The following is a 12276-nucleotide window of genomic DNA, read 5'->3' as shown; positions in this document are numbered from 1 at the left end:
CCGCCCCCCCCGGCGGGTGTCGGGCGGCCCGCGGCGGCCAACACCCCACACCCCCCCCCCCCCCCCCCCCCGGCACTACCTTACTTACCCAGCACGCCTGCCGGCACCAGGTTGCCCAGGTTCTGGTTGAAGGTGACCACCAGCTTGCCGTTCTTCACCTGCGCCGACTGCACCTGCAGCGCGCCGAGCAGGCCGGCCACGGCCGGGTCCAGCTTGTAGATCGGTTCGCGCTGGGCGTAGTCGCTCAGCCAGGCATTGAGCAGGCCGCGGGTGCGCGAATCGAGGCGACCGCCCTGGTTGGCCGGGGTGAAGTCATCCACGCTGGGCTGCTGCAGGTGGAAGCCCTGGGTCTGCGCGTCGTAGCGCAGACCACTGCTGAGCTTCACCGTGCCCAGCTTGGCCGGGTTGCCACCGGCGGTGGCCAGTGCCACATCCATGCCCAGGTTCAGCCGCTCGCCGGCCGGAAGACTCAGTTGCGGGTGACTCATGGTCAGGGCGATCAGGCCGCCGAGGGCGTCCTGGGTGCGTGGGAAGCTGCCATCGAGGTACTGCTGCACGTCACTGGCGCCGACCGACAGTTCGCGGCCGGAAATGGAAGGGGCGGCCTGGGCGCCGATCGCAGCGGCGATCAGTACGGTGGAGGCCGCGAGGCGGGTCATCAGGGAACGCAGGCGCATGGCGGTGACCGGTGGATATGAATGGACGAATCAAAGAGTAGCCGTGCCGGCTGAATCGCGCGTGCATGCCGCTGCAACGGTTCAGTCCACCGTTGGCCGCAGTTGCGCCGACTGGATCTGCCAGGCGCGGCCATCGGCACGGGGTTGCACCCGGTACCAGCCACCGAAGCGGAAGGTGCCCTCAGGGGTCACTGCGCGGATCTGCACCGGAACCTCCAGCAGCTGCGGCGGCTGGTGACCGTCGCGCGCGATCGGTAGTTCGCTGGTCAGGCGCAGGCTGCGCACGTCCGTGAGCTGGCGCAATGCGGCATCGTCGGCGCGTCGTGCATCGCTGGGCGGGAATGTCCACGCGGCGTCGACGGCCTTGCGATCGCGATTGAGCAGGGCCATGACATAGGCATTGAGCATTCCCGCCGGCAGCTCGGCCTCGGCCGCGACGGCGGCAAACAGGGGATCGACATCGATGGCCTGCACGGCCGGTGCATCGCCTTCTGCGGCGGTCTGTGACTTCGTGCGGGCAGCCGCCTCGGCCGTGGCCGACGGTGTGGCATCCGCCGGATGAGGTTGCGATGGCGACCGGGAACAGGCCAGCAGCACCAGCGGTGCGAGCAGTATCAGGAACCTGCGCATGTCTGCCTCCTCCCCGAGGCGAACGGAAGGAGGCAGTGTATCGGCTGTTCCGCGATCAGCGGGAGGAGGGCAGCTGTTCCAGTGCATCCAGCGCCGGCAGCACCTGCGTGGCGATGGCGGCCAGGGCATGCCCTTCGGTGTCGGCGTGGCGCTGCACGATGTCGCGCAGCAGCTGGGTGGCGATCACCAGCGTCGCGCGCTCGTCGCCGCTGATACCAGCGGTGCGCGGCGCCGCTTCCAGCAGGCGCATCAGGTCGCGGCTTGCGCGATGTTCCAGTTCGATGGTGCAGCGCCCGGTGCACTGCAACCCGTCCTTTTCGATGGGGGTCACCGAGATCCGGTAGCGGGTGGAGGGGCTGGCCATGAGGGTGTGCTCGCCGTAGCTGTGGAGGATGTGCCCACCTTAGGCAAGGCCGTGCCCGGCGGCGATGGCCGGGGCTGCACGCAGTGTTCCACCCGGTACGTTCCGGGGCCGCAACGGACCACGCCCAGCCAATGGCGACGGGCCTGTACGCGCATTCCCGGGGATGCGGCAACGCTGTGTTGCGGGCTGTGGTTGGGACAAAAAAAACGGGACGGCCAGAGCCGTCCCGTCGGAATCCGCGTTGGGGCGCGCGCTTACAGCGCGGCGTCCTTCAGCTTCTTCAGCGGACGCACCTTCAGCTTGGTGGTGGCCGGCTTGGCAGCGAACCACTGCTCTTCCTTGGTGAACGGGTTGATGCCCTTGCGCTTCGGCTTGGCCGGCACATTGACGGTGGTGATCTTCAGCAGGCCCGGCAGGGTGAAGGAGCCAGCGCCCTTCTTGTGCACCGAGGAGGCGACGGCGCTTTCAAGCGAGGCCAGCACAGCGCGGACGTCCTTGGCGATGACGCCGGAGGCTTCAGCGATGTGTGCAACCAGGCCGGACTTGGTCAGCACTTCCTTGATCGGCTTCGGAGCGGCCGGCTTGGCGGCTGCCTTCGTCGCGACTTTCTTCACTGCCTTCTTCGGGGCAGCCTTCTTAGCGGTCTTTGCCATGGTTTCCTGTTCCGTGAACGGTTGGTTGTTTGGTCGGCGCCGAACCCCGTCGGCAAGCGCAATGTAGGGCAACTCTCGGGCGCCGCCAATAGCCCGAAGCGCGGAAAGTGCATGTTTTTTCATATCCAGGCCGATTCAGTACATGGCCGGCAGTGGGGGAAGGGGGTGTGGCAGCGCGCGCGATAGCCCGCGCCCGCCCGTCGGAGGAATGCGCGAAACCACTGAAAACAAGGGAAAAATGCGCGCCGGTCTGGTGAAGAAGTGACCAGTTGTCCGGTTTCCGGCGGACCTGTGGCGTGCGGCGGAGCGACGCAGGGCTAACGCCTCCCGTGCGAAGGTGACCGTTCATCACCGTCACGCAGGAGCAGCACATGGGAATCTCGCGACACGCCACCGCGCACTGGGAAGGCGATCTGAAGTCGGGCAAGGGGCAGTTGAGCACGCCGCAGAGTGGGCTGCTGGACAAGACCCGCTACGGCTTCAACAGCCGCTTCGGCGACGAAAAGGGCACCAATCCGGAAGAACTGATCGCTGCCGCGCACGCCGGCTGTTTCACCATGGCGCTGTCGGCCAAGCTCGGCGAAGCCGGCTTTACCCCGACTTCGCTGGATACCGAAGCCAAGGTCGATCTGTCGCTGGAAGGCGGCCCGCAGCTGTCGCAGATCCGGCTGAAGGTGAAGGCGGTGGTGCCGGGCATCGACGCGACGCAGTTCCGTGCGATTGCCGATGACGCCAAGCAGAACTGCCCGGTATCCAAGGCGCTGAGCGCAGTGCCGATCAGCCTGGAAGCCGAGCTGGGCTGAGGGTAGTGCCGGCCGCTGGCCGGCAACCGCATGATGTCGAGGTCCAGGTAGCAGCCGGCCAGCGTTATGGCGGCCTTCCTGGCCGCCACCCTCCGGGCCGTCGCATCCGACGTTGGCAGCGGCTCCTGCCGCTGCCTTCGGCTCTACCACCCCCATCACAATCACCAATCAAGGGTGCCGGTAATCACCGTCTGCACCTGGCCACCGGACCAGACTTCCCCGTCTTCATCGACGAAAAGGGTCAGGCGCGCGTCGTGGCCGACTTCGCGGCCCTGGCTGACTTCGAACGGTGCGCGACCACGGGGCAGCGCATCGCGCAGGTCCAGCCATGCGGCCAGCACCGCATTGGCAGCACCGGAGGCGGCGTCCTCGAAGCGGCGTCCATTGCCGACGAAGGCACGTACCGCCAGATCGAAGCCCTCGCTGCCATCGCTGAAGGCATAGGCGAACACGCCCATGCTGTCGGTGGACTCGGCCAGTGCGGCCACCGCATCCCAGTCCGGCTGCAGCGCGCGCAATGCGGCCTCATCGGCCACCTGCACCACCCACCAGCTGCGTCCGCCCTGCATCCGCGCCGGCGGCAGCGTGCCCAGCGGCCAGTCCTTCAGTGCGGCCTGCAGGCGTGGATCGGCCGCCTCGGCAGTCTCGGCCAGCTGCGCGCGCGGCGTGCGGATGGCGATGCGCTGCTGCGCACCTTCACCGCTGACGCGCAGCGGCAGGGCACCGGCAATGCCGTCCTGCACCAGCACACCATCGACCGCTGCGGCCAGGCCGGCCTGCAGCACCGCATGCGCGGTGCCGACGCTGGGGTGGCCGGCAAACGGAACTTCCTTCTGCGGGCTGAACATGCGCAGCCGGTAACTGGCACCGGCGACCTGCGGCGGGAACACGAAGGTGGTCTCGGGCAGGCGCGTCCAGCGCGCGATGGCCTGCATGCTGGCGTCGTCCAGGCCCTCGGCATCGAGCACCACGGCCAGCGGATTGCCGGCGCCGGCGCGCGGGGAAAACACATCCAGCTGCAGGAAACGGCGGGTGGACATCAGGCGGCACTCCAGTAAACAGGCCGCATAGCGTAGCGCGGGGCACCCAAAAGGGGACGGAGGGAATTAAGTCGCTTTTGCCCCATGTGCCATAAGCGACTTAATTCCCTCCGTCCCTTTTTTCCGTGCGCTACCAGCGGATGTGGCCGTCGATGACCGCCTGCACCTGGCCGCCGATCCAGACCGTGCCCTGCGCATCGACCTCGACCTGTACGCGGCCGTCGCGGCCGACTTCGCGGCCCTGGCTGGCCAAGTAGTGGCCCTCGCGGCCCGGCAGGGCATCGCGCTGCCGCAGCCAGGCACCGATCAGGGCATTGGCGCTGCCGGTCACCGGGTCCTCGGGTACGGCGGCCGCATCAGCGGGGCAGAAGGCGCGCACCACCCGGGTGTGGTCGCTGCCAGCTTCGTCGGCGAACACGGCCAGGCCGGTGGCATCAGTGGTGAGGCTCCAGTCGGCCAGTGCGGCCATGTCCGGCACCAGGTTGCGTACGGCGGAGGCGTCGCGCAGCGGCAGCAGCCACCAGCGAGCGCCGTTGTCCCAGAGTTCGGGTACGTGCCCGCTGGCAGCCAGCGCCAGCAGCGCTTCCGGCGCTCCGTCCGCCGCTGTGTCCAGTTGCTGCGCCGGTGGGCTGGCCAGTTGGATCTGCAGTGCCTCGGCCGGGCCGCTCACCCGTACCGGCAGCAACCCCGCCGCGCATTGCTGCAGCAGGGCACCGTCGCGTGGTTGCGCCAGGCCGCAGGTCACCGCCGCCCAGGCGGCGCCGACGCTGGGGTGGCCGGCAAATGCCAGCTCGCGGGTCGGGGTGAAGATGCGGATGTGGTAGTCGGCGCCCGGCGCACTGGGGCGCAGGAAGAACACCGTCTCGGACAGGTTCAGCCAGGCGGCCAGGGCCTGCATCTGGCTGCTGGAGAGCTCGTCGGCGTCCAGGATGACGCCCAGTGGGTTGCCGGTGCCGGGGCGGGGGGCGAAGACATCGAGCTGCAGGTAACGGAGGACGGCCATCTACGGGGATATTGCGCTTAGAATCAAAGGTTCCGCCCCCGAGGGCGGCTTCCCCACATTCTACATAGCCAATCCATGTCAGCTTCCCCCCTTGTCGATCGTTGGATCGTACTGAAGTTCGGCGGCACCTCGGTGTCGCGTCGTCATCGCTGGGACACGATCGGGAAGCTGGCGAAAAAACGTGCGGAAGAGACTGGCTCGCGCGTGCTGGTGGTGGTTTCGGCGCTGTCCGGGGTCACCAATGAACTGACCGCGATCGCCGATGGCGCGCCGGACAGCCGTGATCGCGTGGCGGCGCTGGTCGAACGCCACGAGGCCTTCCTGGTTGAACTCGGCCTGGGTCGCGAGGTGCTGGCCGAGCGCCTGGCGGCGCTGCAGGGGCTGCTCGACGACGCGCGCGCGGCCACCCGGCCGCTGCAGTGGCAGGCCGAAGTGCTGGGCCAGGGCGAACTGCTGTCCTCCACCCTGGGCGCGGCCTACCTGCACGCCTCGGGCCTGGACATGGGCTGGATGGATGCCCGCCAGTGGCTGGACGCGATGCCGCCGCAGCCGAACCAGAGCGACTGGTCGCAGCGGCTGTCGGTGAACTGCCAGTGGCGTGCCGATACGGAGTGGATGCAGCGCTTCCGCGCGCAGCCAACCCGCCTGCTGATCACCCAGGGCTTCATTTCGCGGCATGCCGATGGTGGTACCGCCATCCTCGGCCGTGGTGGCTCGGATACCTCGGCGGCGTACTTCGGTGCGCTGCTCGGTGCCAGCCGCGTGGAGATCTGGACCGATGTGCCGGGCATGTTCAGTGCCAACCCGAAGGACGTGCCGGACGCACGCCTGCTGACCCGCCTGGACTATTACGAAGCGCAGGAAATCGCCACCACTGGCGCCAAGGTGTTGCACCCGCGCTCGATCAAGCCGTGCCGCGATGCCGGCGTGCCGATGGCCATCCTCGATACCGAGCGCCCGGAACTGCCGGGCACCAGCATCGATGGCAGCGCTGCGCCGGTCCCGGGCGTGAAGGCGATCAGCCGCCGCAACGGCATCGTGCTGGTGTCGATGGAAGGCATCGGCATGTGGCAGCAGGTCGGCTTCCTGGCCGATGTGTTCAACCTGTTCAAGAAGCATGGCCTGTCGGTGGACCTGATCGGTTCGGCCGAAACCAACGTCACCGTGTCGCTGGATCCGTCCGAGAACCTGGTCAACACCGATGTGCTGGCCGCGCTGTCGGCCGACCTGTCGCAGATCTGCAAGGTGAAGGTGATCGTGCCGTGCGCGGCGATCACCCTGGTTGGCCGCGGCATGCGCTCGCTGCTGCACAAGCTGTCGGACGTGTGGGCCACCTTCGGCCGCGAGCGCGTGCACATGATCTCGCAGTCGTCCAACGACCTGAACCTGACCTTCGTCATCGACGAAGCCGATGCCGATGGCCTGCTGCCGATCCTGCATGCCGAGCTGATCGACAGCGGTGCGATGCCGGTGGAAGAGACCGAAGTGTTCGGCCCACGCTGGCGCGAGATCGCCGGCACCGTGCGCCCGCGTGGCACGCCGTGGTGGCGGGGCCAGCGGGCGCACCTGCTGCAGCTGGCCGACGCCGGTACGCCGCGCTATGTCTACCACCTGCCGACCGTGCGCGCCCGTGCCCGCGCGCTGGCCGCGATCAAGCCGATCGACCAGCGCTACTACGCGATCAAGGCCAACAGCCACCCGGCCATCCTGCAGCTGCTGGAAGCCGAGGGCTTCGGCCTTGAGTGTGTATCGCACGGCGAACTGAAGCACGTGTTCCAGCACCTGCCGGAACTGTCGCCCAAGCGTGTGCTGTTCACCCCCAGCTTCTGCCCGCGCAGCGAGTACGAAGCCGCGTTCGCGCTGGGCGTGACCGTCACCGTCGACAACGTCGAAGCGCTGCAGCGCTGGCCGGACCTGTTCCGCAACCGCGAGCTGTGGCTGCGCGTGGATCTGGGCCGTGGCGAAGGCCACCATGCCAAGGTCCGCACCGGCGGCAAGGACTCCAAGTTCGGCCTGCCGATCGCCCGCGTCGATGAGTTCGTGCGCGCGGCCACCGATCTGGGCAGCCGCGTGGTCGGCCTGCATGCGCATCTGGGCAGCGGCGTGGAAACCGCACAGCACTGGCGCCTGATGTGCGATGAGCTGGCCGGTTTCGCCCGCCGCATCGGCAGCGTACACACCATCGATATCGGCGGTGGCCTGCCGATTCCGTACAGCGACGAAGACGAGCCGTTCGACCTGGACGCCTGGGCCGAGGGCCTGGCCGAGGTCAAGGCGCTGCATCCGGCATTCCGCCTGGCGATCGAGCCGGGCCGCTACCTGGTGGCCGAGTCCGGCGTGCTGCTGACCCATGTCACCCAGGTGGTGGAGAAGGACGGCGTGCGCCGTGTTGGCCTGGATGCCGGCATGAACGCACTGATGCGCCCGGCCCTGTACGACGCCTGGCACGACATCGAGAACCTCAGCCGCCAGGGCGGTTATGCCGAAGCGGCATTCGACGTGGTCGGCCCGATCTGCGAATCCAGCGATGTGTTCGGCAAGCGCCGCAAGCTGCCGGTGTCGACCGCACCGGACGACGTGATGCTGATCGCCGATGCCGGCGCCTACGGCTATTCGATGGCCAACACCTACAACCAGCGGATGCTGCCGCGCGAAGACGTGATCGAATGACCACCGCGCGCGCCCTGCACCCGCCCACCGACACGCCCCGCGCCATCGCGCGGGCCCGTGCCTGACCGGATACACCATGACTGCTTTCGACAAACACCAGGTTTCCCGCTTCCGCTTCGTCCGCTGCGAATTCGCCGCGGACACCGGCGTGGCCAAGCTGGTCTACGCCTTTGATGACGGCCCGGAGATGGTGGAAACCATCACCGTGCCGGGCGCCCCGTTCGTGCTGGACGAAGCGCGTACCGCCGCTGTGCAGCGCGCGCTGCAGCTGCTGCACCTGATCGCCGGTGTCAGCTACTACAAGGCGGGCGTGCCGGAGACGGTCAGCATCGACAGCTACGCCATCGATGCCGATACCGCTGCGCTGGTGGAGACGGTCTACCTCAATGGCCTGGGTGAATTTGCCTACCGCAACGGCCTGAACCTGCGCGGGCGCTTCCGCCTGCCGGTGCAGGGCGAGGCAGTGCAGGCGCCGGTGCTGGGCCTGCAGCCGCACGCGCTGGTGGCGATCGGTGGCGGCAAGGATTCGCTGGTCAGCATCGAAGCGCTGCGCCGTGCCGGCGTGGACGAGACGGTGACCTGGATCGGTGGCTCGCAGCTGATCCGTGCCTGCGCTGAACGCACCGGCCTGCCGACGCTGAACCTGGGCCGCGCGCTGGCGCCGGAACTGTTCGAGCTGAACCGCCAGGGTGCGTGGAACGGGCATATCCCGGTCACTGCGGTGAACTCGGCGATCATGGTGCTGGCCGCGCTGCTGCAGGGCGTGGACCAGGTGGTGTTCTCCAACGAACGTTCGGCCAGCTACGGCAGCCAGATTCCGGGCACCGGCGAAGTGAACCACCAGTGGTCCAAGGGCTGGGCATTCGAGCAGGCGTTCGGCAGCCATGTGCAGACGCACGTAGCGGCGGACCTGCAGTACTACTCGCTGCTGCGCCCGATGTCGGAGCTGGCAGTGGCCCGCCAGTTCGCCAAGACCGATTTCTACGACGCGCATTTCTCCAGCTGCAACCGTAACTTCCACATCCTCGGCGAGCGCCCGGTGAACCGCTGGTGCGGTGTCTGCCCGAAGTGCCATTTCGTATTCCTGGCGCTGGCCCCGTTCATGCCCAAGACGCGCCTGGTGCGCATCTTCGGCCGCAACCTGCTGGACGATGCCGAGCAGGCCGGTGGCTTCGATGCACTGCTGGAATTCCAGGACCACAAGCCGTTCGAGTGCGTGGGCGAAGGTCGCGAATCGCGTGCGGCGATGGCGACCCTGGCGCAGCGCCCGGAGTGGAAGGAAGACGTGCTGGTGAAGCGCTTCTGCAATGAGATCCAGCCGCAGCTGGATGCCGCCGAACTGGAACTGGCACCGCTGCTGCAGCTGCAGGGCGAGCACCGGGTTCCGGCTGCGCTGTGGGAACGGGTGCGTGAAGATTTCGAAGCTTGAAGGAAAGCGCGTTGCGCTGTGGGGCTGGGGCCGTGAGGGCCGCGCCGCGTTTGCGGTGCTGCGCGAGCGCCTGCCCACGCTGCCGCTGAGCCTGTTCTGCCCTGCGGCCGAAGTGGAGGCCGCGCATGCGGAAACACAGGGCGTGCTGGACGTGCGTGGCGAGCCTTCCGCTGAAGCGCTGGCCGCGTTCGATGTGGTGATCAAATCGCCCGGCATCAGCCCGTACCAGCCGATCGCGCTGGCCGCGGCGGCGCAGGGCACCACTTTCATCGGTGGCACTGCGCTGTGGTTCGCCGAGCATGCGGGTGCCGATGGCATCGTGCACGACACCGTGTGTGTGACCGGTACCAAAGGCAAGAGCACCACCACCGCGCTGGTCGCGCACCTGTTGCGCGCCGCCGGCCACCGCACCGGCCTGGTCGGCAACATCGGCCTGCCGCTGCTGGAAGTGCTGGACCCGCAGCCCGCACCCGCGTACTGGGCGGTGGAACTGTCCAGCTACCAGACCGGCGAAGTGGCGCGCAGTGGCGCCCATCCGCAGGTAGCGGTGGTGCTGAACCTGTTCCCGGAGCACCTGGACTGGCACGGCAGCGAGCAGCGTTACATCGACGACAAGCTGCGGCTGGTGACTGAAGCCGCACCGCGCATCGCCGTGCTCAATGCCGCCGATCCGCATCTGGCTGCGCTGTCGCTGCCCGATAGCGAAGTGGTCTGGTTCAACCAGCCGCAGGGCTGGCATATGCGCGGTGACATCGTGCATCGCGGCGAGCAGGCCGTGTTCGATACCCGCAACACGCCGCTGCCGGGTCGCCACAACCGCGGCAACCTGTGTGCGGTACTGGCGGCGCTGGAAGCGCTGGGGCTGGACGCCGTGGCGCTGGCACCGGCGGTGCAGGATTTCCGTCCACTGCCGAATCGCCTGCAGCGCATCGGCGCGGCCGATGGCCTGACCTACGTCAACGATTCGATCAGCACCACGCCGCATGCCAGCCTGGCCGCGCTGGAGTGCTTCGCCGGGCAGCGCATCGCGTTGCTGGTGGGCGGGCATGACCGTGGCCTGGATTGGACCGATTTCATGCAGCACATGGCGCACGACGTGCCGCCGGTGGAGATCGTGACGATGGGCAGCAACGGCCCGCGCATCCACGCGATGCTGCAGCCGCTGGCCGATGCCGGTCGCTTCGGTCTGCACGCGGCGGCGGATCTGCCCGAGGCAATGGCGCTGGCACGTGCCGCGTTGGGTTCTGAAGGCGGGGTGGTATTGCTGTCGCCGGGCGCGCCGAGTTTCGGCGCCTACCGTGACTACGTGGCGCGTGGCCGCCACTTCGCCGAGCTGGCTGGGTTTGACCCGGAGAGCATCAGCGCGATTCCCGGGCTGGGTATCGCTTGAAGGTAGTGCCGGCCGCTGGCCGGCAACCTCCGGAGAAATTCATCCACGCATGGCGTGGATCTACTGCTCCTCATCGATGAACGCGTAGCCGCCGTCGATCAACTGCTGCAGGTACGCATCGAAGCTGGGCGCGATCACCGCATAGCTGTCCGGATCGTGCAGGTAGCGCACCACCTGGCCGACCGTACCGCCCGGCGCGGGATCAAAATCCAAGTACAGCATCGAGGTGCCGCCGTTGTTCATGCAGTGCGAGAAGCACAGGCGGCGGTTCATCGGCAGATCGGCGTCGATGCCCTCACCCAGGATCTCCGGCTCGTCATCCAGCCACTCTTCGTAGATGGAACGGATGCTGTCGTCCCACTGCTGCTGGTCCTCGAAGATCTGCGCGACCGAGCGCAGGTAGTAGGGGTAATCGCCCACATCTGAACCCAGCATCAGCACGCAGACCTCACCGCCGGGATACTCGCGGAAATGGGTGCCATCCACGCGGGACAACAGTTCCACCAGGCTGTCCGGCACCTGCGGCCACTGCGCTCGCAGGCGCTGCAGGTCTTCGGCGCTGGCGCCCTGGACCCAAGCCCACTGCGGGGCATCCTCGGCAGGCAAACGCGGAACAAGGCCAGACAGGAAGCGATCAACAAGATTCATGCGAAAAAAGGGGACGGAGGGGATTAAGTCGTATCCAACCACACCTGCGTCACGTCGCCAATGCAGAATGCGACGCGGGAGGGGTGAATACGGCTTAATCCCCTCCGTCCCCTTTTTCTTGCGGAGCAGGCGCATGAATCGTTGGCGATGCGGTGTGGCGGTGGTTCTGGGGCTGGCAGCGATGCCGGCGTGGGCGGCGATGAAGACGCAGCCGGTGGAGTGGAAGCACCAGGGCACGACTTTCAGCGGCGTGCTGGTCTATGACGACGGCGACAACGATAAGCGCCCCGGGCTGGTGATGGTGCCGAACTGGAAGGGCGTGAACGAATCGGCGGTCGAGAAGGCCAAGCAGCTGGCCGGCGATGACTACGTGGTGCTGGTGGCCGATGTCTACGGCAAGGGCGTGCGGCCGAAGACCGATGCCGAGGCCGGCCCGATCGCCAGCAAGCTGCGCAACGACCGGCCGCTGCTGCGCGCACGTGCGCTGGAGGCGGTGAACGTGCTCAGGGCGCAGGCCGGCAAGGTGCCGCTCGATACCCGTCGGATCGGTGCGGTGGGCTTCTGTTTCGGTGGCACCACGGTGCTGGAGCTGGCCCGTGCCGGTGCGCCGCTGGCAGGGGTGGTCAGCCTGCACGGCGGGCTGGGTTCGCCGCTGCCGGCACAGGCTGGTGGCAGCCACCCGTCGGTGCTGGTGCTCAACGGCGCCGACGACAAAAGCGTGACTGCCGAGGACATCGGCAGCTTCCAGAAAGAAATGAACGCGGCCAAGGTCGATTGGGAATTCACCAACTACAGCGGCGCGGTGCACTGCTTTGCCGAGCGCGATGCCAACAGCCCGCCGGGCTGCCAGTACAACGAGCGCGCGGCGAAGCGTGCGTGGAAGGCGCTGGATGAGTTCTTCGAGGAGCGCTTCGAGAAACGTTGAACCGTGCAGCGGTTGGGCCGGCCGGTGGCCGCCATTCCCGTGAC

12 protein-coding genes are annotated in these 12276 nt (G+C 67.7%); 5 read left to right on the top strand and 7 right to left on the bottom strand.

Annotated features, from left to right (window positions below; translation table 11 throughout):
- Positions 1 to 80: 80 nt before the first annotated feature.
- The 4 genes from V3B64_RS09175 to V3B64_RS09160 all read right to left on the bottom strand — a co-directional run bounded on the left by V3B64_RS09175 (position 81) and on the right by V3B64_RS09160 (position 2324).
- On the bottom strand, positions 81 to 677 hold the full coding sequence (locus V3B64_RS09175) for a DUF1439 domain-containing protein (protein WP_012510326.1): 597 nt from the start codon (positions 675 to 677) through the stop codon (positions 81 to 83).
- An 81-nt stretch (positions 678 to 758) separates the two neighbouring features.
- Positions 759 to 1307, bottom strand: coding sequence for a hypothetical protein (locus V3B64_RS09170; protein ID WP_329913996.1), 549 nt, complete (start codon positions 1305 to 1307; stop codon positions 759 to 761).
- Between the two features lie 55 nt (positions 1308 to 1362).
- Complete coding sequence (locus V3B64_RS09165; RefSeq protein WP_032129232.1) at positions 1363 to 1671, bottom strand: DUF3861 family protein; 309 nt, start codon at positions 1669 to 1671, stop codon at positions 1363 to 1365.
- 254 nt (positions 1672 to 1925) lie between these two features.
- On the bottom strand, positions 1926 to 2324 hold the full coding sequence (locus V3B64_RS09160; RefSeq protein ID WP_010483539.1) for an HU family DNA-binding protein: 399 nt from the start codon (positions 2322 to 2324) through the stop codon (positions 1926 to 1928).
- 371 nt (positions 2325 to 2695) lie between these two features.
- On the opposite strand from V3B64_RS09160, the gene V3B64_RS09155 reads away from it, so the two are divergent.
- Entirely contained in the window at positions 2696 to 3127 is a 432-nt protein-coding gene (locus V3B64_RS09155; RefSeq protein WP_005408443.1) for an OsmC family protein, read from the top strand.
- Positions 3128 to 3288: 161 nt separating this feature from the next.
- Here the strand turns inward: V3B64_RS09155 and V3B64_RS09150 are convergent, their stop codons facing one another.
- Together V3B64_RS09150 and V3B64_RS09145 are read right to left on the bottom strand one after the other, a co-directional pair.
- The gene (locus V3B64_RS09150; RefSeq protein ID WP_329913995.1) at positions 3289 to 4167 is read right to left on the bottom strand and encodes a PhzF family phenazine biosynthesis protein; all 879 of its coding nucleotides are present in this window, start codon (positions 4165 to 4167) and stop codon (positions 3289 to 3291) included.
- A 130-nt stretch (positions 4168 to 4297) separates the two neighbouring features.
- Positions 4298 to 5170 (bottom strand): PhzF family phenazine biosynthesis protein, encoded by an 873-nt coding sequence (locus V3B64_RS09145; RefSeq protein ID WP_329913994.1) that lies wholly within the window; start codon positions 5168 to 5170, stop codon positions 4298 to 4300.
- A gap of 75 nt (positions 5171 to 5245) precedes the next feature.
- On the opposite strand from V3B64_RS09145, the gene V3B64_RS09140 reads away from it, so the two are divergent.
- The 3 genes from V3B64_RS09140 (at position 5246) to murD (ending at position 10659) form a co-directional block, all read left to right on the top strand.
- Positions 5246 to 7840, top strand: coding sequence for a bifunctional aspartate kinase/diaminopimelate decarboxylase (locus tag V3B64_RS09140; RefSeq protein WP_329913993.1), 2595 nt, complete (start codon positions 5246 to 5248; stop codon positions 7838 to 7840).
- 76 nt (positions 7841 to 7916) lie between these two features.
- A complete protein-coding gene (gene murL, locus V3B64_RS09135; protein WP_049398826.1) occupies positions 7917 to 9269 on the top strand; it encodes a UDP-N-acetyl-alpha-D-muramoyl-L-alanyl-L-glutamate epimerase in 1353 nt (450 codons plus the stop codon).
- Complete coding sequence (gene murD / locus V3B64_RS09130) at positions 9250 to 10659, top strand: UDP-N-acetylmuramoyl-L-alanine--D-glutamate ligase (RefSeq protein ID WP_329913992.1); 1410 nt, start codon at positions 9250 to 9252, stop codon at positions 10657 to 10659. Before murL ends, murD begins: the two co-directional genes overlap by 20 nt.
- Before the next feature lie 60 nt (positions 10660 to 10719).
- Here the strand turns inward: murD and V3B64_RS09125 are convergent, their stop codons facing one another.
- A complete protein-coding gene (locus V3B64_RS09125) occupies positions 10720 to 11307 on the bottom strand; it encodes an SMI1/KNR4 family protein (RefSeq protein ID WP_329913991.1) in 588 nt (195 codons plus the stop codon).
- A 133-nt stretch (positions 11308 to 11440) separates the two neighbouring features.
- Here V3B64_RS09125 and V3B64_RS09120 point away from each other — a divergent pair, with 133 nt between their 5' ends.
- Positions 11441 to 12232 (top strand): dienelactone hydrolase family protein, encoded by a 792-nt coding sequence (locus V3B64_RS09120; protein WP_329913990.1) that lies wholly within the window; start codon positions 11441 to 11443, stop codon positions 12230 to 12232.
- Positions 12233 to 12276 lie beyond the last annotated feature (44 nt).

The organism is Stenotrophomonas sp. SMYL86, assembly GCF_036320025.1.
Taxonomy (GTDB): Bacteria; Pseudomonadota; Gammaproteobacteria; order Xanthomonadales; family Xanthomonadaceae; genus Stenotrophomonas; species Stenotrophomonas maltophilia_A.
This window is presented reverse-complemented; position numbering and strand designations above follow the sequence as displayed.